The sequence below is a fragment of the Lacrimispora sinapis genome (assembly GCF_043633585.1).
Taxonomy (GTDB): domain Bacteria; phylum Bacillota; class Clostridia; order Lachnospirales; family Lachnospiraceae; genus Lacrimispora; species Lacrimispora sinapis.
The window spans coordinates 1,739,527-1,766,074 of the sequence record NZ_CP141832.1 but is presented as its reverse complement, the minus strand read 5'-3'; the positions used below and the strand labels follow the sequence as shown (position 1 = coordinate 1,766,074).

Here is a 26,548-nt window from a genome sequence, read left to right as displayed (position 1 = left end):
TTATGCATCAATCTCAGCTTCATCCGCATGCTCATAGATAAACTGCCGCCTGGGCAGTACATCACTTCCCATAAGCATCTCTGTGATCTCGGAAGCCATTCTCGCATCCTCGATCTCCACCAGTTTAAGCACGCGCCGCTCCGGGTCAAGAGTTGTTTCCCATAGCTGCTCCGCATCCATTTCACCCAGACCTTTGTACCGCTGTAACGTGAAATCTCCCTTATGGGTGCGGCGGTAACGTTCCAGTTCTTTTTCATCGTAAAGATACTGTTCCTCCCCCCGCTTTGGGATGACCTTAAACAGCGGCGGCATGGCAATATATACATGTCCATCGTATATCAGCTCCGGCATAAACCGGTATAAAAAGGTCAGAAGCAAGGTGTCAATATGACTTCCATCCACATCGGCATCCGTCATCAATATGATTTTGTTATAGCGCAGTTTCGTAATATCAAAATCATTGCCGTATCCTTCGGAAAATCCGCAGCCAAACGTATTGATCATGGTCTTGATCTCCGCATTTGCCAATACTTTATCCATAGACGCCTTTTCTACATTTAAAATCTTGCCCCGAATGGGTAAAATGGCCTGAAACTGCCTGTTACGGGCGGTTTTTGCCGAACCTCCCGCAGAATCTCCCTCTACGATAAAGATCTCACATTTTTCTGGATCCCGGCTTTCACAGTTGGCCAGCTTCCCGTTGCTGTCAAAGGAAAACTTGGATTTAGACAGCATATTGGTCTTTGCTTTTTCTTCGGCTTTCCGGATCTTTGCTGATTTTTCCGCACAGTTGATTACGGCTTTTAAAACTTCCAGATTCCGGTCAAAATACCGCTGAAGTTCCTCTCCTGCCACAGTAAATACAGCTTTTGTTGCATCCGCACTTGCCAGTTTGGTTTTCGTCTGACCTTCAAAAATAGGGTCAGGATGCTTAACTGCCACAACCGCTGTCAGACCATTTCTCGTATCTGCACCGGTAAAATTACTGTCCTTTTCCTTTAAGATTCCAAGCTCTCTTGCGTAGCTGTTGATCATTTGAGTGAAGCGGGTCTTAAAGCCGGCCAGATGGGTCCCGCCTTCCTGAGTGAATATATTATTGCAAAATCCCAGAATATTCTCCTCAAAGGTATCCACAAACTGGAGCGCCGCTTCAACCTCCACCTTATCCACTGTCCCTTTAAAATAAATCGGATCGTGAACCGCTTCTTTCCCAATGTTTAACTCTCTGACATAAGCAACAATTCCGTCCGGTTCATGATAAACCACGGTCTCCTGCTCTCCCTGCCTTTTATTTACATAGGTGATCTGCAGCTCCGGATTTAAATATGCCGTTTCATGAAGACGGCTTTTAAGCCATTCCGCTTTAAAACGTATTTTCTCAAATATCTCCACATCGGGAAGAAAATTTATTTCCGTACCGGTCTCTTTCGTCTTTCCCAACGTAGGAAGCAGGCCATCCACCAGTTCCACCGTTGGTATGCCCCGCTCATATGCGTCATAATGAATCAGACCGTTCTTATGTACTTTGATTTTCATGTGGGCAGACAGCGCATTTACAACAGAGGAACCAACTCCGTGAAGTCCGCCGCTGGTCTTGTAGGCATCGTTGTCAAATTTACCACCTGCGTGAAGCGTCGATAAAACCACACGCTCTGCCGAAACGCCTTTTTTATGCATCTCTACCGGTATTCCACGGCCTGAATCCTTTACGGTACAGGAACCATCGGCCTCAAGCGTCACCCATATCTGATTACAGTATCCAGCAAGATGCTCGTCCACCGCATTATCTACTATTTCGTAAATTAAATGATTTAATCCCTTTGTCCCTACACTGCCTATGTACATTCCAGGACGTTTTCGTACAGCCTCAAGGCCTTCCAATACGGTAATACTCTCCGCATTATACTGCGTTTTCGCCATGATACTCCTCCACATCTTGTATAGTCAACTTCCATTATACAATGATTTTTCCATTTTTGGCAAGTTACTAGTAACTTTTTCCATTTTTTATAAATAACTATTGAAATTTCCGGATGAACTATGTTATAATGAAACACGTAATTTATATGATTAAGCAGATATAGTTCATTGGTAGAATATCAGCTTCCCAAGCTGAGGAGGCGGGTTCGATTCCCGTTATCTGCTGTCTGAAGAACCCTGGCATTTACGAGAATTCCTTGTAAACACTAGGGTTTTTGTATTTTTGCTATCGCACGTTTTTACAACGTATTGGCTAATTTTACTGTTTTTTGTATGCTAATGCAACATGCCATGCAACACGATTTAGAGAGTTATATAAGGCCCAGCATTACATTATTTTCTTTTTCAGAAGAACCATTTTATATTGACATACCGTCTCCTACTATTTCTACTTATGCTGTATTATTCAATTTTTAAAAGAATAGTGCAAAAAGGTTATAGTCAATTCTTAATATCGTAACGAATAGGACGCATATGGCTTTTTCTTGCCTCTTTGATGATATCAATCAAAACTGGATCTGCAAACATTTAAGTGATTCATTCCTTCCCACTCCAGCAAGCTAGCCGCTTAAACTTCCGGCACGTAAGGGTTTCAAACGCTCATCAAATGGCAATCATGTCACAATGGCAAATGAGTCAAAGGTTTTAAAGCCGTTCCCTTTTATATGTCAGCTTATATCCATTCTTATTTAATTTTCTATCTTTATCACTTTGTTTTCACAGCATTCTATATATTATTGACATAGCATTTACGAAATGATAGCATGATACCAGAGTTATAAAATCTTAATTAAAGGAGGAATTTCATTATGAGTAAAGTAGCGATTATCACTGGTGGGTCAAGAGGAATTGGGGAGGCAATGACTCTTAAACTTGGGGAAATGGGATTTAATGTTGTTATTAATTATCGAAGTGAACGAAGTAAAAAACTAAGTGACGACTTATCGGAAAAATTGGCAAGGGATTATGGGGTGGAATCAATTGTCGTAAGAGCCGACGTTTCCAAGTATTCTGATTGCGAGAGGCTTGTAAATGCAGCCATTGACAAGTTTGGAAATAAAATAAATGTACTTATTAACAATGCTGGTATCACAAATAACTGCAATTTTCTTGATATCACAGAAGAAGCTTATACAAATGTCATCAATACCAATCTTATGAGTTTCTTGCACATGTGTCATTTGGCCCTTCCTTATATGGTTGATCTTGAAGAGGGTTCTAGCATTATCAATACCTCTTCTATTGGCGGGCTAATGGGAGTTGCGAATCAAGGGGACTATTGTGCTGCAAAAGCAGGTGTTATTGGACTAACCCGAGCACTTGCATTAGAATTTGCTTCTCGAAAAGTCAGAGTAAATGCCATTGCCCCAGGTATGATTATGACTGACATGCTTCGTGGCGTAAATCAGGATGAACTAAAAGCACTTGCCAGTACAATTCCTATGGGCCATATTGGTGATATCTCTGATATCTCTGGTTGTATGGAATATATTATTAATGCTCCTTATCTTACTGGACAGGTTATTTCACCAAATGGCGGAGTAATCATGCCATAATATATAATTTCTCAAGACAGCGTATTGAAATACTTTGCTGAATACATTTTTTAGATTCGTTGACTACTCCGATATAAAAATAACGGAAGTTAATTACGACTCGCTTGCAGACAGGTTTCGGATCATAAAGGCTTCAGGTATCGTTACACTGTAGCTGCAATTTTGATAACTAAATTTTATAAAAATTCGCACTCTGGCCCGAACGAACCGGTCATGGCTGAATCTTCCGGCAGAGATGATAGCAGCGTTAAATCTTTGAATGAATGAAACCAAGAAGGACCGTGGATATAGAGAGGGTAGGACGGCATTGACAACAGTGCCGTCTTTAAAACGATTGCATTTATCTTACCCGAAACCCCTTCTCTTCTACTACCGGAATTATCTCTGCCTGTATTTCTTTTATCCTAATAAAGCGGTCGTTATTCAATTCATCAAACAACTGTCTCATCCGATCCTCTGATCCCTGTAATTCCATCTCCACCCGGCCATCGTCTAAATTTCTTACCCAACCGGTGAGTTTATATCCCGAAGCAAGGCATTGGACCCGAAACCGGAATCCCACACCCTGTACCCGGCCGATGACAAATATGTGTTTCCGAACGTTTTCCAAATTCATATTTCCACCCCCTCTTCCCCTATATCGACAGGGGTCAGTTGGTCCCCATCCTTTCGTGACAGAGTTTTCTCAAACATCTCTGCGGACATTGGTCTTGCAAATACATATCCCTGAATCATATCACAGCCGGATGCCTTTAAAAAGTCCACCGTTTCCACGTATTCAACCCCTTCCGCAATGGTCTTGATCTGTAGCTCTTTTGCCATATTTATTACATTGGAAATGACGATTCGGTCTCTGGTAATATCCCTGCTTTTTCTAAAAAACATAATATCCAGCTTCAACACATCAATTTTTAAGTTCTTTAACAGGTTTAAAGAAGAATATCCGGAGCCAAAATCATCAAGGGCACATATAAATCCTTTGCTTTTAAGACTGGTCACCAGGCTGTTAAACATTACATCATCGTTTAACAGAACCGTTTCCGTAAATTCCAGTTCCAAAAGTCCATCGGGGATCTGGTATTTTTCTTTGATTTTTGCATAAAAGTCTACAAAATCTTCCCTCAGCATACCGATTTTTGAAACATTGATCGCAAGATTGATCGGCTTCCCGCCTGATTTCAAATAGTTCTGAAGCCATTGGCATGCCATCTCAAACATATACCGGTCCAGCAAAATGATCTTGCCATCACGCTCCATCAAAGGGACGAACTGTCCTGGCGGTATGGTCCCTTTCCTTGGGTTTTCCCATCTGACCAGGACCTCTCCGCCAACAATTCTGTTGCCATCCTGAATGGATATTTTAGGCTGAAGGAATATTTTAAATTCCCGGTTTCGCAATGCACAGTCTATTTCTGATTCCAGTTCAGATTCAAGCAATACCCGGTTACGAATCTCTTTGTTATAAAACCCAAATTGATTGCCCGGGCGGTTCTTTACATCCATCTGGGCAATGTTGGCTTTGTCAACGATCTGGTCCACGGATAAATTCCAATCCTCTTCTTCAAGACAATGGACACCAATGCATAATTCCATGGGTATCTTTTGATTCAGCGGCAAATACCGGTTTTGAAACAGATCAACCAGTTTATAAAACCATTCTTCCATCTCTTCTCTTGACTGATACTTATAAAGACCAGCAAAATTGTCTCCCGCTATCCGGCAGAACAGGGTATTGGACCCTCCGTAATCACGAAATAGCCTGGACAGGGATTTCAGCACCCGGTCCCCTTCCTCATATCCTAAAATATCGTTGATAAACTTGAACTTTTTAATATCGCAATACCAGACCGCATAAGTGGTAATCTCCTCCGTTTGCAGCAAACGTTCCATCTCACGTTTGAATGATAAGAAATTCCTGCTTCCGGTAAGGCTATCCCGATACGCCAGCTCCAGAAGTGCTTCCTGGTTCCTGTTAATGATCTTCACCTGCCGGTGGAAAAAAGAAAGAAACAGACCGGAGGACAACAAAATCATGATCCCGATCCCTACAGCCATTTCCATATATCTGCTATGAAGATTTGGCTCCGGAAAAACATTAAGCACATACCAGTCATTTAATCCCAATGGTATCATGACCACGGTCTGCCTTTTTCTGCCCCGGGACTTCATATTAAAAAAAATCTTTTTATTCTTTTTTATTGCATCCAGTACCAGGCTTCGTTCCCTGTTTTCTCGTGATACTTCATAAAATGCCTTATTGGAACCAGCAATCACTTTTCCCTGCCGGTCTAAAATGGCAAAAATGCCTTCTCCTGCCAGTATCATGGTATCAGTTATATTACGAAGGATTTCACCGGAATTCTTTACATAAAGCATACCAACGGACTTGTCCTCTTCATCTGTAACATCAACTTTATAATAGGTATCAACGTCATCCGGAACTTTCTGGTCAGTCTTATCACTATAAACGATCTCCAGCCCCTGGTTTTCCTTGTTTATCTTATTAATAACACTTCTAATATAATCTTTATCCTGAAGGTTCCCAGTGCTGAAACTCTTTGCAAGTTCCTTCAGAATCCGCAAATCATCTTCCATTCGACTTTTTAACGTCAACTGATTCTGTTGGGCCGCACTATAAAAATAAGTCACTTTCTCCCGTTCATTTTTCTGTGTCATGTATATCAGAAATGCAAAACAGTTGGTAATAAATAACAGGCAGAGAAGTACCGGAATAAGCATATCTCTTTTTTTAATCTTCGCGTCTTCCATCATTTGCATAAAACCCATACTCCTCAGAAATAATACCTTTTTAAGATCGTTTAGTTTCATTATATCTTTTTATGGAAGATTTGGCAATCTCTACATAATTTAAGTTTTTTTTCTAAAAGGGTTGATTTTTCATAAATTAGTTGTTATAATATCAAAGGTTTGGCTGTCGTGCCAAAAAACCGGATTGCTTCCGTAGCGCAGTTGGTAGCGCAACGCATTCGTAATGCGTGGGTCGGGGGTTCGAGTCCCCCCGGGAGCTTATAAAAAACCTCGTGTATGCGAGGTTTTTTTTGTTATAGCAACTTTACTTTACAAGTACTAGTGCTGCAAGTTCCATCTCCATCTTTTATGAACATACCAGAACAAAATTGCAAAATCATTTCTTGTCATAAGGGCTTTTTCCTCCATATACATAGCAATTGTATCATGAATTATTATTTTTTCGCATTTCTTTACCGCTTTGCAATTCCATTATAAAAGCCTGATATATCTGGCTCCTGTGGTGGAATATTCATCAAATCCGTATTTCTCACCATTATCCCAGTTCATTTTGTAATATTTATAAATTAGGAATCATCATCATCTGTACATAAAGTATGATATTCAAACTACAAGAATATGACAAATGCAATTGACGGTCAACCTTTAGTTACTGCTGGTTGTCCCGCCCCTCATTTTTTATTTTCTATTGACATTTAGCATAAGAGACTGTATTATTGTATTAAATCACTAATACAACAATATAAAAGGAGGCTGCAATATGAACTGGAAACTGACTGAAGACCGGCCAATCTGGATACAGCTTGTGGACCAACTCACCATGCTTATTGTGTCCGGTATTTATTCGTCCGGCGCAGCGATACCGGCAGTTCGCACACTTGCCGGCGAAGCGGGTGTCAACCCCAATACCATGCAGCGTGCACTTGCCGAATTGGAGAACAGAGGCCTGGTTGAAACGCGCCGTACCGCAGGCAGGATCGTTACAGAGGATCTGTCCTTGATACAAAGTGTTCGTAAAGATTTAGCTTGCAAGCGCATGAGCGAATTTTTCGCTTCCATGCATGCACTTGGCTACACAGATGAACAAACACGCGAGCTGCTTGCGGCTTGGGACAATAAGGAGGTAACAGTATGAATCAGGAACTAATTAACGTGCAGGGTCTGACCAAGACCTTTGGAGCAAAGCCGGCACTTGACCACATGGATTTAAGCGTTGGCAGAGGCCGCATTGTCGGTCTCCTTGGTCCCAATGGCTCCGGTAAGACTACCTTTATCAAACTTCTCTGCGGACTCTTACACCCGACCTCAGGTACCTTACAGATTGATGGCCATTCACCGGGGGTAGAGACGAAAGCCATTATTTCTTATCTCCCCGATCGTATGTATTTTGCAGATTGGATGAAGGCTTCTGACCTAACGGATTTTTTTGCTGACTTTTATTCAGATTTCGACCGGCAAAAGGCCCTTGAGATGTTCTCCGCTTTAAGCATCAGACAGAACGAACGGCTTAAAACAATGTCGAAAGGAACCAAGGAAAAGGTCCAGCTGGCTTTAATTATGAGCCGCAAAGCACAGCTTTATCTGCTTGATGAACCAATTGGCGGTGTGGACCCGGCAGCCAGGGATTTCATCCTTAATACGATCCTGACCAATTACAATGAAAATGGCACTGTTATGCTGTCTACACATCTTATTTCCGATATTGAACGGGTGTTGGACGAAGCTATTTTCCTGCAGAACGGCAAAGTTGTGCGCCACGATACCGTAGACAACATACGCGAGCAGGAAGGCAAATCCGTAGATCAGCTCTTTCGAGAAATCTTTTCGTACAGCAGCTAACAAAAGGGGGAAAATAATATGTTTCGCAAACTTTGTAAATATGAATTTAAATCCATTGTACGGACACTGGGTCCGATTTATCTGGCCGTCATTGCCGTATCCATTATCAACATGTTCGTGGGAGTAGGTTCTCTGACCAACGATTACTATGATACGTTTCTCAATAACTTCAGCTTTGGTAAGAATCTGCTGCAGTTGGTCGAGACAGTCTCCCTCTTTGCTTATTTCGGCGTAATGGTTGCACTTAGCGTACTGACCCTGATCGTAATTATTCAGCGGTTTTATAAAGGACTTCTTTCTGACGAAGGATATCTGATGTTCACTCTGCCGGTAAAACCATGGATGCTTATTACCGCAAAAGGCATTACCGCATTTGTAATGTCACTGGCCAGCGGTGTGACTGCCGCAATTTCCATTATGTTATTAATACTCGGCGCCGCAGGACCAGGAGAATTTATCAATGCCATCACTTCGCCCCAGTTATGGGCGGCTGTCAACCGTGGATTATCAGAAATTCCCTTCTGGCCTCTTCTGGCATTGGAACTGCTTGTTTTAGCAATTGTCAGCGGCCTTTCACAGCTTTACCATTTATACTTTTCTATGGCTCTCGGCCATCTGGCTAACAAACACCGGATTATGATGTCTGTCGTTGCTTTTATTGTGACCTCTATGCTTCTTAGCTTTTTAAGCGGACTTATGATGATTCTGTTCGGTATTAGTATCGACTCATTCAGCAATATGACTGAGTCAATGTCAAATTCACAGGCAATTATGTTTATCATGAATGTGACCTTTCTGGGATCAATTGTCTACAGTTTCATTGAACTGGCAGTATTCTTCTTTGGTACAGAGCGTATTCTGTCTAAACACCTTAATCTGGAGTAACGCAGACAGTCCTTTGAACGAACGTAAATGGAACTTTAAATTGAGATAAAAAGACATCTTTAAACAATTCCGTTTGTCTAAAGATGTCTTTGTTTTTTATTTCCAGCTTCATCATTTCTTTGCTTATCTCCGGCTGACACTTACCGGAAAATGAACTACTTTTTGAATGGGCTTCCATATTGCATATGCAATGGAAAAATCAATCATGCTGTGAATAACCGTTCCCACTCCTACTAAAAGAAGAACAGAAAACAAATATCCCTTGTCGTAATATACACTGGACATATGATTGCCCCAATAGAACAGGGTAACGACTGTCACCTCGCTGACAGCATGTATGATGGCCATCAAAAAACTGAACATCACAGTTCCCTTTCCCGTACTCAGTATTTTGGGATTCTTTTTAAGCATAAAAGAACCAATGACAACAAACACAATATGGGATAAGGCTCTGAGTACCACCGCAATGGGAAATATGCCTGCCAATAAAAATCCCAGAGCCGATATAAGAGCCACCGATATTGCAATATATGGCGATAAAAACATAGCGATAAAAATGGGGACATGACTCGCCAGCGTATACGAAGCCGGTTCCAGAATAAATTTGGGTGCAAACATCGGTATCAGTATGCCGATTGCCGACAGTGCTGCTGCAATCGTCATTTTTTGTATTGGATTTTTATTGTTCATTTGATCTCCCCTCTTGAATCATTAAGACAGCATCTAGTAAACCCAATGTAATGTCAACTGTCTTGTCACCTGTAATAAGGCTATTATATAGAATGCAGCCACTATTGTCAAGAGACTATGAAAATTATGAGGAAAACCAAGAAAAGGCGTCTCTAAACAACATTCCCATTGTTTTAAGACGCCTGTATTTATAATTATTCACCTATTCTTATTTAGTCTCTGTATCTTTGCCTTCTTCGTAATCCTTGATGGCCGTGTTAATACCAATGGCCTTATTAACAGGCATTACAAAACATACCCCATGAAGAGGGGATTTCCATCCCGCTTTTTCTTTGATTTGACTCATGATTCTTTTTGCTGTGCCTGAGTCTACAAGAGTCAGAATAATTTCTTTTTCAGAATCAATCGTTATACCCATAAAGGATTCGTGATTGACACCCTCTCCTCGTGCGTTTATTACCGTAGCACCGCCTGCCCCCTCTGCCCTTACAATATCCATGATTGTATCTGTATATCCGGCATTCACCACTATAAAAAGGGCCTTGATTTGGTCGGAACATTCCATTTGATTCGTTTTCCTCCTAAATATAAATAATTAAAATGACATTCCTGATATCGGCATCGTAAAGGCGATTCCAGTGTTTGGCTTTCCAAAGTCAAATTCATTTAACAGCACTTCAAAGATGACTTCTGTTTTCTCTTTTGGTAATACAGAAGTCATAATAACCTTATTTTCTTCAGGAACCAAACCCAGCATATCCAACAGATAATTGGAATTTACGGTTCCCTTTCCGTAGATCGTGTTGACGATTCTGTTATCAATGCTGCACATGCGTTTTAATAACGCTTCCTTTTGCTTCCTGCCAGTAATAATAAACAAATATTCTATCCTATCCATTGGCACCCTCCTCTAAGTCAATATTCTGTTCCAATTTATTTCCTGTTTCTTCAGACATCTCTTCCAGAGAATCGCCGTCTTCCTCAGCCATTTGTGCTGCATAGAAGGATAACTCTTCATATTTTTCTTCTTCGTATTTTTCATTTAATTCCCGGGCTTTTCTCAGCTTCCGGTCATAGAGCAATCCCAGGGCCTGAACTGCGATCAACGGAGTCACCGAAATAAAGGCAATGATACCAAACCCATTGGTAAGCACCGATTGGGCTTTGCTTCCGGCTGTCAGGGCTACTGCCTGAGCGGCACCAAGGGTAAGAGGCGTTAAAAAAGCGGAGGTCAGCGCACCGCCGGTTACTCCTCCTGAATCAAATGCCAGACCAACAAACAGAGAAGATGTTTTGATCATCATAATCAGGGATAAGGCATATAGGGGTGCTAAAAACCAGAGAATGTTAATCTGCGTCAAAATTTTCAGCATTGCAAAAAGAGATGCAAAACCGATTCCAATAGCCAGAGTGATTCGGATGGTCATCTTTTGAATATGACCATTGGTTATCTCCTCCAGCTGCTCTCCTAATACGGTTACAGCCGGCTCTGACAAGGTTATAGCTGCTCCCAAAACAAACCCCAGAGGAAGAAGAAGCCACTTAAACCACACGGGTCGGGCAGTGCTTAAAAACACCTCCCCGATATACTTTCCTGCAAATGCAAATCCATAATCAATTCCGGATAAAAAAATAAGCAATCCCAGATACACCGTTACCGAACCAAGCATAGTCTTTATAAACTGCTTTCTCGGCAGTTTGATGATGAAAAATTGGAAAGGTATAAATACGGCAATGATCGGAATTAACGCCAGGGCAACACCTGTAATATTCGATAGAACAATGTTCACGAAATGCTCCGAGCCACCCGGGTCATAGACTCCGGCAGGAGGTATGCTTCCCCCATAGATAATCTTCAGGATGATTCCATAGATAAATACAGCAATGATAGGACCTACCGAAGCAATTCCTATAATACCAAACATATCATCATTTGTCTTACGCCTTGACATGGTTGCGGATATACCCATTCCCAATGCAAGAATGAAAGGCACTGAGATATCACCGGTAGTCGCTCCGCTTCCATCAAAAGCAAGCGCTACAAACTCCTCCGGAACAAACATTACAATTAAGAATGTTAAGGCATAAAGAATCCCAAAAACAAACTTGATATTCATATCCTTAATGACACGGTATAAAGCAAATCCAACAAATACACCTACCCCAGTGCTTAATATCCAGACAAATACAGTTTCATTGACCTCATTCATCGTCATATGGGTCTGACGGGCCAACACTGCAAGTGCAGGCTCTGCAACTGTAGCAAGTATCCCAAACAGTATTCCGAACAAGATAATAAATACGCTTTTATTAAATTTTATCAGGGAGCTTCCTACAAGTTTTCCTATGGGCAGGATACTGGAATCCAGGCCGACCAGAAAAAAAGCCTGACCAAATACAACACTTGCATAGCCTACAAACAATTTAAAATAGTCTGTTGACTTTTCCATCGGTGCCAAAAAGACACAAACAAAAATTATGATAAATACAAGCGGAAGTGAAGATAAAAAAACCTCTTTTAAAGTACGTAATGTTTTCATATTTTAATTATATAAGATATGGCTAAAAAAGCAACAGCAATTTCACAGCAGGACCTAATTTGCCTATTTCTTATATTATTCTCCTTCTGTCATATTTCAAATTAAAATTTTTGTCTCTTTGCCCGGTACATGTTTTTATCTGCCTCCCCTATCATCTCTTTTGCAGTGATGGGCATCTGATCCATTGTTTTGATGCCAAAGGAGAGAGACAGCTTCATACTTTGGTTTTCCGTACCGACAGGGACCGTTTCTGCATCTTTTTGAATTTGTTCCATAATAAGCCGGGCCTCATCTTCTTTGATACGATTCAGGCAAACCACAAATTCATCTCCCCCATATCTGGCCGCCCACCCATTCTTATTCCCAATATTCCGAAGGATTATGCCACCCATGGCCTGAATCGCCAGATCTCCTGCTTCATGTCCATAGGAGTCGTTGATGGCTTTAAAATTATCAAGATCAATAAAGCAGACAGATAAGGGGGTATGAGAAAGTACAGACTCCACGATATCAGCCGGAAGGCGTTCATCAATATATCTCCGGTTAAAAAGTGAAGTCAGCGGGTCTTTCACGATCGCATCTGTAATTTCTCTGACATACTGGGTAAGCATTTCCCCTTTGTTGTAATCCCCCTCTCCTATAAACATAGAATCTGTAACATTTTTAAACAGCTCCAGTACGGCTGGCCCTCCAGCGGCTGTAATCGGGATTGCAGTTACCAGCAGAACGATATCGGAATTCGTTTCCATCTTCACCAAACTTCTGTCTTCCTTATACGACCTGATAGAGATACAATTATCGCAGATTTTGTTGTTTCCCCAATAGCAGTAACATTTTTCATCCGAGGGAACCATAGTGGAATTCCGGTAATCCATGACTTTTTTATGGAGCGGATCGATCAGGCGAACGGCATCATACATTTTATGAAAAAAGTCCAATTTATCATTTATTTCATCAAGAGTAATCCTATTCATTTCTCCCCCTAAAGCTTCAACGATCATCACTTAAACCAACAACTATTCGGCATTTTTTAGCCTCTCTTTTCTATTTTAGCACAAATTTTCCTATATAAATACTATAAATTTCACTTTCCGTATATCTATCACTTATTTTCCGTATATCTACAAATCCTGCAAAAAATTTAATAGCACAAAAAACCTTCAGGCAATATCCTGAAGGTTTCAATAATGACCTATCCGAGAATCGAACTCGGGTTTCCGCCGTGAGAGGGCGGCGTCTTGACCGCTTGACCAATAGGCCAGTACAAATGATAATTCGTACAAAATCGAGGCGACAAGATTCGAACTTGCGACCTCTGCGTCCCGAACGCAGCGCTCTACCAAACTGAGCCACGCCTCGATTACGTTAGGTAGTATAATATAAATCCCAACGTATGTCAACCTTATTTTCAAAATATTTTATTTTTTATTAATAACTGGAAAAATATATAAATTTAGCCAAGATCAAAAAGAGAAAGCTGGTTGGATTCGGGCAATTCTCCAAGAAGCCCTAAATCTCCCATTAAATCGCATACCGTTTTGCTGACTTTCGTACGGTTTCTAAAATCTTCTCTGGATAAGAAGGGGCCGTCTTTGACCGCATCCACCACTGCATCGGCCGCCTTTTCTCCTAAACCATCAATGCTGCTTAAAGAAGGCATCAGCTTTCCGTCAATGATTTGAAAATGCCGTGCCTTGGCCCGGTAGATGTCAATGGGAATAAAGTCATACCCTCTGGCATACATCTCCTGTACGATCCTCATATCACGAAGGGTATCCAGTTCCTTTTTGGACAGGGTATCCATTCTTTTCCGGTAATCCGCCAGATAATGCTCCAGCTTTTCTCGTCCCTGACACATCAATTCATAACTGAATCCATTTGCCCGGATGCTGAAAAAGGCCGCATAATATGCAAGAGGATAAAACACTTTGCAATATGCAATACGCCATGCCATCATAACATAAGCTGCGGCATGAGCCTTGGGGAACATGTATTTGATTTTCTTACAGGACCAGATATACCAGTCAGGCACTCCATGAGCGATCATTTCTTTTTCCCATTCTTCTTTTAGCCCTTTTCCTTTTCGTACGCTCTCCATGATGGAAAAGGACAGTCCCTCTTCCATTCCCATAGAAATAAGATATATCATAATATCATCCCGGGTACAGATTGCGGTCTGAATGGTTGCCTTACCTTCCTGAATCAGCGTCTGGGCATTTCCAAGCCATACATCCGTACCATGGGCCAGACCTGCGATGCGCACCAGATCCGAAAAATACTTAGGCTGGGTATCAATTAACATCTGCATCGCAAAATCCGTACCGAATTCCGGTACACCAAGGGCACCCAATTTGCATCCCCCAATATCCTCCGGCATGATTCCAAGTGCAGAAGTATCCTGGAACAAGGACATGACCTCCTTGCTGTCCAGAGGGATATCCTTAACCGGATCAAAGCCAATCAAGTCCTGAAGCATACGGATCATGGTCGGATCATCGTGCCCCAGAATATCAAGCTTCAGCAGGTTATGGTCAATGGAGTGGTAATCAAAATGAGTGGTTACGGTCATGGTCGTCATATCATTGGCCGGACGCTGGACCGGTGTAAAGGAATAGATCTCCTCCCCATGAGGAAGGACAATAATACCACCCGGATGCTGCCCGGTTGTCCGTCTCACGCCAACACAGCCCTGTACGATCCGGTTGATCTCACAGTTCCGTTTTCTCACTCCATGCTCTTCAAAATAATTTTTCACATAGCCGAAGGCCGTCTTATCCGCCAGCGTACCGATTGTTCCGGCGCGGAACGTCTGACCTTTGCCGAAGATGACCTCCGTGTAGTCATGCGCCTTGCTCTGATACTCTCCGGAGAAGTTTAAGTCAATATCCGGTTCCTTATCTCCCTTAAAGCCCAGGAACGTCTCAAACGGGATATCAAAACCGTCCTTTTCCAGGGGATGTCCGCACACCGGACAGATTTTATCCGGCATATCACACCCTGCCATACCGGAAAACTTTTTCACCTCTTCCGAATCAAAATCGTAATAATGGCAGGACTTACAATAATAATGAGGACTTAAGGAATTAACCTCTGTAATACCCGCCATGTAAGCCACAAAGGAAGAGCCGACGGAACCACGGGACCCCACCAGATAGCCATCCTCATTGGATTTCCAAACCAGCTTCTGGGCAATGATATACATAACCGCAAATCCATTGGATATAATGGAGTTCAGCTCCCTTTCCAGACGCTCTGTTACAATGGTGGGAAGATTTTCTCCATATATGGCATGAGCCTTATCATAGCAGATCTGTCTTAAGTCTTCATCGGAATTTTCAATGACCGGAGGACATTTATCCGGCCTTACAGGAGATATCTTCTCGCACATATCTGCGATCTTTCTGGTGTTTTTAATAACGACCTCTTCCGCTTTATTGGGACCTAAATATTCAAATTCCTTCAGCATCTCTTCCGTGGTTCTCAAATACAAAGGTGCCTGATCATCGGAATCCTTAAAGCCTTGTCCAGCCATGATGATTCTCCGGTAGACCTCATCCTCCGGGTCCAGGAAATGCACATCACAGGTGGCACAGACCGGCTTTCCAAACTGTTCTCCCAATGACACGATTTTTTTATTTATGTCAATCAAATCCTGTTCCGACTTGACCACACTCTTTTCATCCCGCAGCATAAACCCATTGTTGCCTAGAGGCTGTATTTCCAGATAATCATAGAAATTCACCAGCTTCGCAATTTCCGCATCCGGTACTCCCCGCAGAAGAGCCTGGTACAGTTCTCCGGCTTCACAGGCGGAACCAATGATAAGCCCTTCCCGGTACTGATTTAAAATACTTTTGGGAATTCGCGGCCTTCTGGCGTAATAATCAATATGAGAATAGGACACCAGCCGGTAAAGATTTACTCTTCCCACATCATTGGCGGCCAAAATAATAACATGATAGGTGGGAAGCTTCTTAATGATACTTGCCGACATGGTATTCAGCTGATTGAGTTCATCTAAGGTCTCCACTCCCCTGTCCCGGATCATCTTTACAAACGCAGCAAAGATAAGTGCCGTACAGCCTGCATCATCAACTGCTCTATGGTGATTTTCCAAAGAAATATTTAAGGCTTTGGCTACCGTATCAAGCTTATAACGGTTTAAATTGGGAAGCAGAAGTCTTGCAAGTGCAACCGTATCTATCACCGTAGGATCAAACTCCAAACCAAGCTGGGAAGCATTATAGGCAATAAAGCTCACATCAAAAGATGCATTGTGGGCAACTAAAACCGCATCCGAACAGAACTCCAGAAACTGAGGAAGGATTTCCCGGATTCCGGGATAGGAAAGAACCATGTTGTCATTGATTCCGGTCAGCTTCTCGATCTCAAAGGGAATGGGCACATCCGGGTTTACAAAGGTACTGTACCGGTCGATCACTGCCCCGTCCTGTATTTTTACTGCACCTATTTCTATAATCCGGTTTTTAGAAGAGCTAAAGCCGGTGGTCTCAATATCAAAGACCACATAGGTATCCGATAGTTTCTGGTTTCTTGAATTTTCTACCAATTGCTTTAAATCATCCACCAGATATCCTTCCACGCCATAAATGAGTTTGAAATTATCTCCCTTATCCAGGGCATGGTTGGCATCCGGAAAGGACTGGACGCATCCATGATCCGTAATGGCAATGGCAGGCATTCCCCACTTTTTTGCCCTCTTCACAATATCTTTTACCTCGGAGACTCCATCCATATCGCTCATCTTCGTATGACAGTGAAGCTCCACTCTTTTCTCCAGACTGTTGTCCATCCTTTTACCAGTAAAATCTTCTGATTTTTTAATTCCTACCACAGACCCAAGAGTCAGCTCTCCATCAAATTTATCAATGGTGGTAACGCCCTTGATCCGTATAAAACTTCCCTGTACAACCGCAGCCTTTAAATCATCCAGCTGCTCCTCTTTGGCAAATATCTTTACGGTGATGGTATCGGTAAAATCTGTCACGTCAAAAATCATAATGGTTTTTCCGCTTCTTAATTCCCGGCTGTCAACCGTTAAAATCTTACCCCGAATGGTTACTTCTCCGATTTCTCCATCAATATTTTCGATTTCAATAATCTCACCATCAAAATCACGGCCATACAATACATCCGGATTATCCGAACGTTTTGTATAAAAGTTTCCGCCCTTTTTGTAATCCTTCCATTCCTTTTTGGCAAATTCTTTTTTACCGGAATCAGACTCACCTGTTTTCCCGTTGTCTTTTTTGCCTCCCATACGCAGCCCTGATGACTGATTATCCTGTACAAAGGGAACGTCCGCCGCGTAGTCCGCCGCCATGGCTTCCAGATTTCCGGTGTCTGCCATAGAGGGCGGAGCCACTTCCTCACCATTTGATGATCTCACACGAAGAGAGGTACGGCTTACGATTTCCTCCACCTCCCTCTGCATCTGCAGTTCTTTCTGCTTTGCCAGTCCATTGACCTTGGGGGGTACATATTCGTACTGCACTTCCAAAGGCAGGCCGCACCGTTCAAAAAAGATTTTTTCCAGAACCCGCTTTAATTCACCTGCCTTTTCGTGGGTGACAATGGTATCTTCCACGGTCATCTTAAGAAGATCCCGTTCCGGGAACTGGTACTCAGCTTTTCGGAACATGTTATATTCAATGATGCTGTAATTTTTAAGCTCCATTAACAGGCTGTCCCTGTATGCCTTTAAAAGTTTCTGAGGTGTATACTGTTCGGACAGCCGGAACCGTTCAATAATTTTTACAGTAAGCCGCTTAGAGGGAAAAAGCTGTTCTTTAATCCCCTTTTCGAGTCCATAGATATTCTGTTTATGTATCAGCCTTGGGCTTAAAAGATAAATACGAATAGAGCTTCTATCCCTGGTGGAAGTGACTTTCTCCACCTCCACCAGATTTAAAAGCTCTCGCAATTCTTCTGTAATATGTAAATTTGGAAATACTTCCAAAAATTTTTTTGTCATTCTATCACCTATTACATGTTCATAAGTTCTTCCTTCAGTGCCTGTAGCAGCTGGTCTTCCGGAACCTTTCGGATAATCTCTCCTTTTTTAATAAGAAGGCCCTCTCCGATTCCTCCGGCAATTCCCAGATCCGCTTCCTTTGCTTCCCCTGGTCCATTTACCACACAGCCCATAACAGCCACTTTGACATCCAGATGATCAAATTTGGAAACCATTTCTTCAACCTGATTCGCCAGTGAAATCAAATCAATCCGGGTTCTTCCGCAGGTTGGACAGGAGACTACTTCTACCCCGCCCCTTCTCAAGCCCAGAGTTTTTAAAATCAGCCTTGCTGTTTTCACTTCCTCCACCGGGTCACCAGTCAAAGATACGCGAATGGTATCTCCGATGCCTTCATGCAGAATAACGCCAAGTCCTACCGAAGATTTTACGGTTCCTGACGCCAAAGTTCCTGATTCCGTAATCCCCACATGCAGAGGGTAATCCGTCTGCATGGATATCCGTTCATGTGCCTTGATACACATAAGTACATCAGAGGATTTAATGCTGATGACAAGATTCTCATACCCCAGCTCTTCGATCATCCGAACCTTATCCAGAGCACTTTCTACAATGCCCTCCGCCGTAACTCCTCCATACTTTTCGATAAGATTTTTCTCCAGTGAACCACTGTTGACTCCCACACGGATGGGAACGTCATACTCCTTTGCTTTTTCCACAACGGCACGCACCCGCTCTGCAGATCCGATATTTCCCGGATTGATACGGATCTTATCTGCTCCTGATTCAATGGCAGCTATGGCCAGACGGTAATCAAAATGAATGTCTGCCACCAAAGGAATGGTGATCTGTCTCTTAATCTCTTTTAATGCTTTTGCTGCCTCCATATCAGGAACAGCAACCCGGATAATATCACAGCCAGCCTTTGTCAGAGAATCAATCTGGCTGACCGTTGCAGAGATATCCTGAGTCTTTGTATTACACATGGATTGGATCAGTACCGGATTTCCACCACCGATCATCCGGTCACCGATCCGAATCACTCTTGTATGTTCTCGGTTCATACGTTCCTCCATTCCGGCTCCATATCCGCCTACGTAAACCGGTTAATATCATTAAATACTACAAAAATCATGAGAGCCATAAGGGCTGCCATGCCGATCATATTCACCAGGCCTTCTTTATTGGGGTCCATCTTCTTGCCTCTAATAGCTTCAATGATGAGGAACAAGAGACGTCCGCCGTCAAGAGCCGGAATTGGAAGTAAATTCATAACACCCAGGTTGGCACTGAGCAGGATACACATACTGAGTACGTTCATAAGGGCCGCTTTGAAACTAACCGAAAGTCCTGCCTTAACAGAATCATCAATCATAACTACAATTCCCACCGGACCACTCAAATCATTGACACTGGCTTTCCCGGAAAAGAGCATTCCAAGACTTTTCACGGTCAGCTTTACATCATACTCCATTTCCTTATAACCATATTTTATCAGTTCCCCAACAGACGATACCTTTGCATTCTCAGGTGCAATGGTAATACCGATCAAATACTTCCCGCTTTCCTTTGAATACTGTGGAGTAACGGTCACCGATCGAACGCTGCTTGCCCCTGTGGAAGGATCAACTCTTAAAAATTCCACTTGATTCATCTTTTCCTCTGGCTTTAAGAGTTTGTAAAGGATGTATTCCCGGTACATGGAAACGCTTTCACCATTAATTTTTAGAAGCTTGTCACCGGCCTGCATTCCGGCAGCATATGCCGGAGAATCCTTTGTTACTTCTTTCACATATGTCACATCATATCCGCTCATCCCTACCAGGATAACAGCAAGGAAAAAAGCTAATATAAAGTTAAAGACAGGACCTGCCGCAATGACAGACATACGGGCCGGGATGGATTTATTCTGAAATGCTCCCTGGTCCGCATTTTCTTCATCTTCCCCCAACATCATACAGGAACCACCCAAAGGCAGCGCCTTAATGGAGTAAATGGTGCCGCCCTTTTTAAAATGGAGCAGTCTTGGTCCCATTCCTATGGAAAATTCCACCACTGTGATTCCGTTCTTCTTTGCAAATAAAAAGTGACCTAATTCATGAATTAAAACAATCAGTCCGAATACCAGAATTGCTACGATTATACTAGACAATCTACCACCTGCTTTCTATATATTCATAAGCTTCCGCTTCCGCATCAAGAATTTCTTGTACCGTCGGATTCTCCTTTACAGTATGCCCGTTCATTGCTCCCTCTATCATATCGGTTATGGAAAGATATGAGATTTCTCTATTTAAAAATTTCGCAACTGCCCGTTCATTGGCAGCATTGAAGATCGCGGGAAGCGTTCCGCCTGTATTTCCCGCACGATAAGCCAGGGAAAGCCCTGGAAAATTGACCATATCCGGCTTTTCAAAAGCAATCTGCCCAATGGTCCAGAAATCCAGACGTCCGCCCGGAAGAAATCTTCTTTCGGGATAATAGAGTGCATACTGAATCGGAAGTTTCATATCCGGAGTTCCCAACTGAGCCATGACTGCACCATCTTCAAATTCTACCATGGAATGAATGACACTTTTCGGCTGAACCACCACTTCAACCTGATCCATTTCAACACCGAACAGCCATTTGGCTTCTATCACTTCAAGCCCCTTATTGACCATCGTCGAAGAATCAATGGTGATCTTTCTGCCCATGGACCAATTGGGATGCTTCAACGCATCTTCTACCTGTACCGACTGAAGCTCTGCTCTGGTTTTCCCTCTGAAAGGGCCTCCAGATGCGGTCAGAAGAATTTTATGTATGGTATCTTTATTTTCACCGTTCAAGCACTGGAATATAGCACTGTGCTCACTGTCTACCGGCAAAATTTTAACTCCCCGCTCTTCGGCCAGCGGCATGATAATATGGCCGGCTGTAACCAGCGTTTCCTTGTTGGCCAAGGCAATATCCTTTCCGGCTTCCATGGCTGCAATGGTGGGTCTTATTCCTATCATACCCACAACTGCAGTTACTACGATATCTGCCGACTCCTCTGTCGCTGCTTCAATCAATCCTTCCATTCCGGAAACGATGCGGACCGGCAAATCTTTTACCAATACTGCCAGTTCCCTGGCTTTTTCCGCCTTCCACACACAAGCCAATTTCGGTTTAAATTTTCTGATCTGCTCCTCCAGCAGGCGGATATTGCTGCCTGCCGCCAAAGCGGTTACCTCTATATCCCTTTGGTTTTCAATCACCTCCAGGGTCTGAGTTCCTATCGAGCCTGTTGAACCCAAAATTGCTATTTTCTTCATCTTATGCTGCCAACTCCTTTTCTTTTCCAAAATCCCAGGCAGGAATTGCGTTCTACCGCAAAAATGTCACAGCCAGATAAATGGCCGGAGCAGTAAAAAGCATACTGTCGAATCGATCCAATATCCCGCCGTGGCCTGGAATCAGTTTTCCATAATCTTTCACCTGATGATTTCGTTTGATGGCGGAAGCAGCCAGGTCGCCGATCTGGGATATGATAGCTGCTATGGCACATGACAGGGAACAGACTAACTGAGGATTGCGCATTTCCGTTAAATAGGAACCGAAAATCGTGGCATATATTAATCCCAGCAAAGATGCTCCAATCACTCCTCCGATCGCCCCTTCGATGGACTTCTTGGGACTTAGGACCGGAGCCAATTTATGTTTTCCAAAAAGTATACCGACACAATACGCACAGGTATCACTTCCCCAGGAACTTAAAAATACCAGCCATACCAGATAGTTTCCATCCGTCATGGACCTTACCTGATAGAGATATGATAACATGACTGCTACATAAAACACACCAAAAAATGATACCGACACCTCTTCCAGCTGATACTTGGGAAACGTAAACACATAAACACTCATAAGAACCATTAAAAATCCAATGAACAGGAGAAGCATATAGTTCTCTCTGTGAAACCATAATAATCCATAATAAACAAAAACAGTGAAATACCCCAAATACCCCAATAAATTCCCCTGTATCTTCATCACACGATACAACTCAAACAAACCGATTATGGAAATTGTAATAGTAGTAACAAAAAGAAGGGTTCCTCCTTTTCCTACCGTCAAAAGCGCAATCAGCAAAAGAATAATTCCGCTTATCAGTCTGATTGTAAACATCGAGCTACCTCCCTCCGAATCACTTCACTCCCCCAAATCTGCGATCCCTGTTATTGTATGCCGCAACCGCCTTTTTCAATTCATCCATATTAAAATCAGGCCAATAGCAATCGGTAACGTAAAGTTCTGTATAGGCAAGCTGCCATAACAGGTAATTTGAAAGCCTCAGTTCCCCGCTGGTGCGTATCAAAAGGTCCGGATCAGGAATTTCTGCAGTATCCAGATAGGAGGAGAATACCTCCTGGTTCATATCCTCAGCTGAAACTTTCCCCTCTTTAGAGTCCTTCATAATGTGCCTGACTGCACGTACGATCTCATCTCGTCCGCCATAATTGACTGCAATCACAAATGTCAGACCCGTATTATCCTTTGTCTCCCGTTCCAGTTTATTGATTCCTTCTATAATATCCTGATCAAACCGTTCCCGGTCGCCGATCATCTTAACTCTTACGTTGTTGTTTTTCGCCACCTTCAACAGCCGGACCATATAATAGCGGAACAGCTGCATAAGAGCTCCCACTTCATCCGCAGACCGTTTCCAGTTTTCCGTAGAAAAACCATAAACCGTTAAATACTTAATCCCCAGTCTTGCTGCATCTTCCACGGTCTTTTCAACGGTTACGCAGCCTTCTTTATGACCCAAACTTCTGGGGAGTCCTCTTTTTTTGGCCCATCTGCCATTGCCATCCAATATAATTGCAACATGCTCCGGTATGGCCATATTCTGTATCTTATCGTCCATATTCATCTGCTCCTTAAAAAACACAAAACAGGACAGGCAAAATGCCTGCCCCCCTGTTCAAAATTTTATACAGTAAGAAGATCTTTAGACTTCTCTTCAATCGCTTTGTCTACCTGGGCGATCATCTTGTCTGTCAATTTCTGGATCTTATCTTCTGCAGCTGCCTGCTCGTCCTCAGAAATTTCCTCTGCTTTCAACTGTTTCTTAAAGGTATCATTGGCATCACGGCGGATATTACGGATGGCTACTTTTGCTACTTCTCCCTTTTTCTTAACATCCTTAACCAATTCTTTTCTTCGTTCCTCCGTCAGTTCAGGGAAAACAAGACGAATCACATTCCCGTCATTGGTAGGATTAATTCCCAGATCAGAGGTGAGTATGGCCTTTTCAATTGCTTTTAACAAGCTCTTTTCCCATGGCTGGATCACTATCATGCGGGCTTCCGGAATTGTAACATTGCCTACCTGCTGAAGCGGTGTGGGTGTTCCATAATAGTCCACTCTGATTTTGTCCAATACATGAGGGTTGGCACGTCCAGCCCGAATGGTCATCAAATCATTCTCCAGTGCTTTTAATGTCTTATTCATCTTGCCTTCGTAAACCTGTAAACTCTCCTGCATATCGTCCTCCTGGTTTTATGCGGTAACGATGGTACCGTTTATTTTTCCCTGCATTGCATTGGCAATGCCATTCTCTTCGTTCAAGCTGAATACCGCAAGCGGCATCTTGTTCTCCATGCACATGATGGAAGCGGTCAAATCAATCACTCCCAACTGCTTATCAATCACTTCCTGAATGGAAATTTCATCGTATTTCACTGCGTCAGGATTGAGCTTGGGATCGCTGTCATATACGCCATCAATGGCCTTTGCCAAAAGAATACAGTCTGCATTCATTTCAATGGCACGCAGCGCAATACCCGTATCCGTTGAAAAATAAGGATGTCCTGTACCACCGGCAAAAAATACGACCTTACCTTCTGCAAAATACCCATTGGCTTTGTCCTTTGAAAAAAGCTCTGTCATGGAACCGCACGGGAAAGGAGTCAGAATCTCCGTTTTCATTCCTGCATTCCGAAAAATTTCCGAAACATAAATGCAGTTCATAATGGTAGCCAGCATACCGATCTGATCTGCTTTTGTGCGATCAATGGCGTTACTGGTTCTTCCTCTCCAGAAGTTTCCTCCGCCAATGACTATGCCTACTTCAACACCTGCATCAACGGATATCTTAACCTGCCGTGCAACTTCCTTAACAGTGGCCTCTTCATAGCCCGTCTTCCCACAGCCCGCAAGAGCCTCACCACTGAGCTTTAATAATACACGTCTTGGATTCATAACCTTAACTCTCCTGTATTCTTGTATTGTCTGAAAAGATTATAGCATACTTTTGGATGGTTGGAAAGAGGAAGTTTGCCTGCTTGTCCACGGAGGGCAACGCAGAAAAAATACCCGGGAACCTTTTCCCGGGTATCTATTGTTAAACATTCTTATTCCATGGTAGCATACTGGAAGAACCAGTAACCATATGGAGAATACCATGTTCCCTTCAGCTTTGGATCCTGCAGCCAGAATTCATTCCGGTAATTAAGAGGTGCAATGGCAGCATCTTCAAGAATCATATTTTCTGCCTCATGAAGCTTTTTATAATGTTCTGCAACATCATTTGTGGAATTTGCCTCGTCAAGCAGCTGATCAAGTTTTGGATTTTTATACAAAGCATTATTATTACCGCTTGTTGACTTTAACAGATTCAAAAGATTGGATGGGTCATCATAATCCAAACTCCATGCATCACGTGCAATCTGGTAGTCGCCCGCACGTCTGGTTGGTGTAAAGGTTGCCCATTCAACGATCTTAATGTCCATGTTAATACCAAGAGTTTCCTTCCAGCAGCTCTGCAAATATTCTGCCACTGGTTTGTTATAACCTGCATCATTTGTCATATACTCAATTACCGGGAATCCCTTTCCTTCCGGATATCCAGCCTTTGCAAGAAGTTCTTTTGCCTTTGCAACATCGGCTTCATGGTCTTTTATATTAAAGAAATCCCCACCGTTATTCTTCCGGGTGATATCCTCAAAATAAGTTCCCCCTTCTACATCTGAAACACCAGCCGGTACAAAATTGGCAGCAGGAGCACCGATCCCCTGCATAACTGTATTTGCCAGATAATCCCGGTCAATTGCAAGACTTAATGCTTTGCGCACATCCGGATTAGTAAACGGTTCTTTCTGATTTTGGAAGTCTATATAAGAAATTCCCATATTGGGTTCTACATGAAATTCTTCCTTGTCTCTAAGAGCCGGAATCTCTTCGGTTGGAACGTCCTTAATCATAGACACTTCTCCCGTCTGATAAGCACTATAGGCCGCATTAGAATCTTCCATCAGGACAAATTTAAGAGTATTTAAAGTAACTTTATCTGCATTCCAGTAATTCTCATTCTTTGCGAATGTTACATGGGAACCTGGAACCCACTCAATCATCTTTAACGGACCGTTAGAAATATAGGTTTCCGGCTTTAAACTCCACTGGTCTCCATTGGCCTCTACCGATGCCTTCTGTACAGGAACCATGGTTGCATGAGTTACAAGCTTGGAAAAATAGACACATGGGGAAGATAATTCCACCACGAAGGTTTTATCGTCGGGAGCCGAAACACCAAGAGCATCAATGTTTCCTGCGGCAGCCTCCTCATACCCCTTTACATATGCCAGCATATCTCCTGCATATGGAGCAGCAACCTTAGGATCTGCAAGCCTTTTCCATGAATAAACAAAATCGTTTGCTGTCAACGGAGAGGAGTCACTCCACTTTAACCCATCACGCAAATGGAATGTGTACGTAAGCCCGTCTTCAGATACATTATAAGATTCTGCCTGTCCAGGAACGATCTTATTATTCTGGTCAACGATCAGTAAGGTTTCAAATGCATGCATTATAATGTTCGCAGCATCGGCTGCACTATTTAAAGCAGGATCAATGGTTTCTGGATCTGGGCCCACCTGTACCGCAAGATCGAGACCTGCCGCTCCACCTTTTGAAGATTGAGCTTTTCCGTCTTCCGCAACCGTTGTTTTCGTCTCTGTGGATGGCTCTGACTTCTTGCTCCCGCCGCATGCAGCAAGAATAGAACTAAATGCCATAACGGCTGCTAATACAAGCAACTTCTTTTTCATACTGTCTCCTCCATTAAAATAATTTCATCACCAAAGTCAAACGTTACTTAACCACTTCGTTGATTGATTTTTTCAGCATATCACAAGTAAATATAAATATCAACGTTATTTAAACTGAACTTGTGTTTCTGAAGAAAATAGTTTTACATGTAAAATAAATGTCATTTCTCTCTTAATTCGATAGATTTAATATTATTTATACTGCCTTAAACTTCTTTCACT

At 42.6% G+C, this 26,548-nt stretch carries 21 protein-coding genes and 4 tRNA genes; 6 read left to right on the top strand and 19 right to left on the bottom strand.

Translation table 11 applies throughout. From position 1 onward, the window contains the following. Positions 1–1,920, bottom strand: coding sequence for a DNA gyrase/topoisomerase IV subunit B (locus tag VIG27_RS08145; protein ID WP_394527088.1), 1,920 nt, complete (start codon positions 1,918–1,920; stop codon positions 1–3). Between the two features lie 154 nt (positions 1,921–2,074). On the opposite strand from VIG27_RS08145, the gene VIG27_RS08140 reads away from it, so the two are divergent. Continuing rightward, positions 2,075–2,145: transfer RNA gene (locus VIG27_RS08140), tRNA-Gly, on the top strand. A gap of 644 nt (positions 2,146–2,789) precedes the next feature. Continuing rightward, entirely contained in the window at positions 2,790–3,536 is a 747-nt protein-coding gene (locus tag VIG27_RS08135; RefSeq protein ID WP_394527084.1) for an SDR family NAD(P)-dependent oxidoreductase, read from the top strand. 340 nt (positions 3,537–3,876) lie between these two features. Here VIG27_RS08135 and VIG27_RS08130 read toward each other — a convergent pair whose 3' ends face one another. Both VIG27_RS08130 and VIG27_RS08125 read right to left on the bottom strand, forming a co-directional pair. Beyond that, the gene (locus VIG27_RS08130) at positions 3,877–4,152 is read right to left on the bottom strand and encodes an acylphosphatase (RefSeq protein ID WP_394527082.1); all 276 of its coding nucleotides are present in this window, start codon (positions 4,150–4,152) and stop codon (positions 3,877–3,879) included. Beyond that, positions 4,149–6,314: an EAL domain-containing protein gene (locus VIG27_RS08125; protein ID WP_394527078.1), complete on the bottom strand. Its 2,166-nt coding sequence runs from the start codon at positions 6,312–6,314 to the stop codon at positions 4,149–4,151. Before VIG27_RS08125 ends, VIG27_RS08130 begins: the two co-directional genes overlap by 4 nt. Before the next feature lie 177 nt (positions 6,315–6,491). Between VIG27_RS08125 and VIG27_RS08120 the strand changes: the two genes are divergently transcribed. The 4 genes from VIG27_RS08120 (at position 6,492) to VIG27_RS08105 (ending at position 9,029) form a co-directional block, all read left to right on the top strand. Then, positions 6,492–6,564: transfer RNA gene (locus tag VIG27_RS08120), tRNA-Thr, on the top strand. A gap of 501 nt (positions 6,565–7,065) precedes the next feature. Further along, positions 7,066–7,440 carry a GntR family transcriptional regulator gene (locus tag VIG27_RS08115; protein ID WP_394527075.1) on the top strand — a complete coding sequence of 125 codons (375 nt, stop codon included), beginning with the start codon at positions 7,066–7,068 and terminating at the stop codon, positions 7,438–7,440. After that, on the top strand, positions 7,437–8,144 hold the full coding sequence (locus VIG27_RS08110; protein ID WP_394527073.1) for an ABC transporter ATP-binding protein: 708 nt from the start codon (positions 7,437–7,439) through the stop codon (positions 8,142–8,144). The genes VIG27_RS08115 and VIG27_RS08110 overlap by 4 nt, the downstream gene beginning before the upstream one ends. Before the next feature lie 18 nt (positions 8,145–8,162). After that, complete coding sequence (locus tag VIG27_RS08105; RefSeq protein ID WP_394527070.1) at positions 8,163–9,029, top strand: hypothetical protein; 867 nt, start codon at positions 8,163–8,165, stop codon at positions 9,027–9,029. 123 nt (positions 9,030–9,152) lie between these two features. Here the strand turns inward: VIG27_RS08105 and VIG27_RS08100 are convergent, their stop codons facing one another. The 16 genes from VIG27_RS08100 to VIG27_RS08025 form a co-directional block, all read right to left on the bottom strand. After that, positions 9,153–9,719 carry a hypothetical protein gene (locus tag VIG27_RS08100; RefSeq protein WP_394527068.1) on the bottom strand — a complete coding sequence of 189 codons (567 nt, stop codon included), beginning with the start codon at positions 9,717–9,719 and terminating at the stop codon, positions 9,153–9,155. 208 nt (positions 9,720–9,927) lie between these two features. Beyond that, positions 9,928–10,284 (bottom strand): P-II family nitrogen regulator, encoded by a 357-nt coding sequence (locus tag VIG27_RS08095; protein ID WP_394527066.1) that lies wholly within the window; start codon positions 10,282–10,284, stop codon positions 9,928–9,930. 30 nt (positions 10,285–10,314) lie between these two features. Further along, complete coding sequence (locus tag VIG27_RS08090) at positions 10,315–10,617, bottom strand: hypothetical protein (protein ID WP_394527063.1); 303 nt, start codon at positions 10,615–10,617, stop codon at positions 10,315–10,317. Continuing rightward, positions 10,610–12,259: a DUF1538 domain-containing protein gene (locus tag VIG27_RS08085; RefSeq protein WP_394527061.1), complete on the bottom strand. Its 1,650-nt coding sequence runs from the start codon at positions 12,257–12,259 to the stop codon at positions 10,610–10,612. Before VIG27_RS08085 ends, VIG27_RS08090 begins: the two co-directional genes overlap by 8 nt. A 101-nt stretch (positions 12,260–12,360) precedes the next feature. Beyond that, complete coding sequence (locus VIG27_RS08080; RefSeq protein WP_394527058.1) at positions 12,361–13,233, bottom strand: GGDEF domain-containing protein; 873 nt, start codon at positions 13,231–13,233, stop codon at positions 12,361–12,363. 214 nt (positions 13,234–13,447) lie between these two features. After that, positions 13,448–13,519, bottom strand: a tRNA-Glu gene (locus VIG27_RS08075). 25 nt (positions 13,520–13,544) lie between these two features. Next, a tRNA-Pro gene (locus VIG27_RS08070) sits at positions 13,545–13,618 on the bottom strand. 94 nt (positions 13,619–13,712) lie between these two features. Beyond that, positions 13,713–18,254, bottom strand: a complete 4,542-nt coding sequence (locus VIG27_RS08065) for a PolC-type DNA polymerase III (protein WP_394527056.1) — start codon at positions 18,252–18,254, stop codon at positions 13,713–13,715. Between the two features lie 11 nt (positions 18,255–18,265). After that, entirely contained in the window at positions 18,266–19,318 is a 1,053-nt protein-coding gene (ispG, locus tag VIG27_RS08060; RefSeq protein WP_394527054.1) for a flavodoxin-dependent (E)-4-hydroxy-3-methylbut-2-enyl-diphosphate synthase, read from the bottom strand. Positions 19,319–19,347: 29 nt separating this feature from the next. Beyond that, positions 19,348–20,406, bottom strand: a complete 1,059-nt coding sequence (rseP, locus tag VIG27_RS08055; RefSeq protein WP_394527051.1) for an RIP metalloprotease RseP — start codon at positions 20,404–20,406, stop codon at positions 19,348–19,350. Position 20,407: 1 nt separating this feature from the next. Then, positions 20,408–21,550, bottom strand: coding sequence for a 1-deoxy-D-xylulose-5-phosphate reductoisomerase (locus VIG27_RS08050; RefSeq protein WP_394527048.1), 1,143 nt, complete (start codon positions 21,548–21,550; stop codon positions 20,408–20,410). Positions 21,551–21,602: 52 nt separating this feature from the next. Next, entirely contained in the window at positions 21,603–22,403 is an 801-nt protein-coding gene (locus VIG27_RS08045) for a phosphatidate cytidylyltransferase (RefSeq protein WP_394527046.1), read from the bottom strand. A gap of 19 nt (positions 22,404–22,422) precedes the next feature. Further along, entirely contained in the window at positions 22,423–23,151 is a 729-nt protein-coding gene (locus VIG27_RS08040) for an isoprenyl transferase (protein ID WP_394527044.1), read from the bottom strand. Positions 23,152–23,210: 59 nt separating this feature from the next. Further along, positions 23,211–23,765 carry a ribosome recycling factor gene (gene frr, locus VIG27_RS08035; RefSeq protein ID WP_394527041.1) on the bottom strand — a complete coding sequence of 185 codons (555 nt, stop codon included), beginning with the start codon at positions 23,763–23,765 and terminating at the stop codon, positions 23,211–23,213. A 15-nt stretch (positions 23,766–23,780) separates the two neighbouring features. Then, a complete protein-coding gene (pyrH, locus tag VIG27_RS08030; protein WP_394527037.1) occupies positions 23,781–24,482 on the bottom strand; it encodes a UMP kinase in 702 nt (233 codons plus the stop codon). A 152-nt stretch (positions 24,483–24,634) separates the two neighbouring features. Next, positions 24,635–26,326 carry a peptide ABC transporter substrate-binding protein gene (locus tag VIG27_RS08025; RefSeq protein ID WP_394527033.1) on the bottom strand — a complete coding sequence of 564 codons (1,692 nt, stop codon included), beginning with the start codon at positions 26,324–26,326 and terminating at the stop codon, positions 24,635–24,637. Positions 26,327–26,548 lie beyond the last annotated feature (222 nt).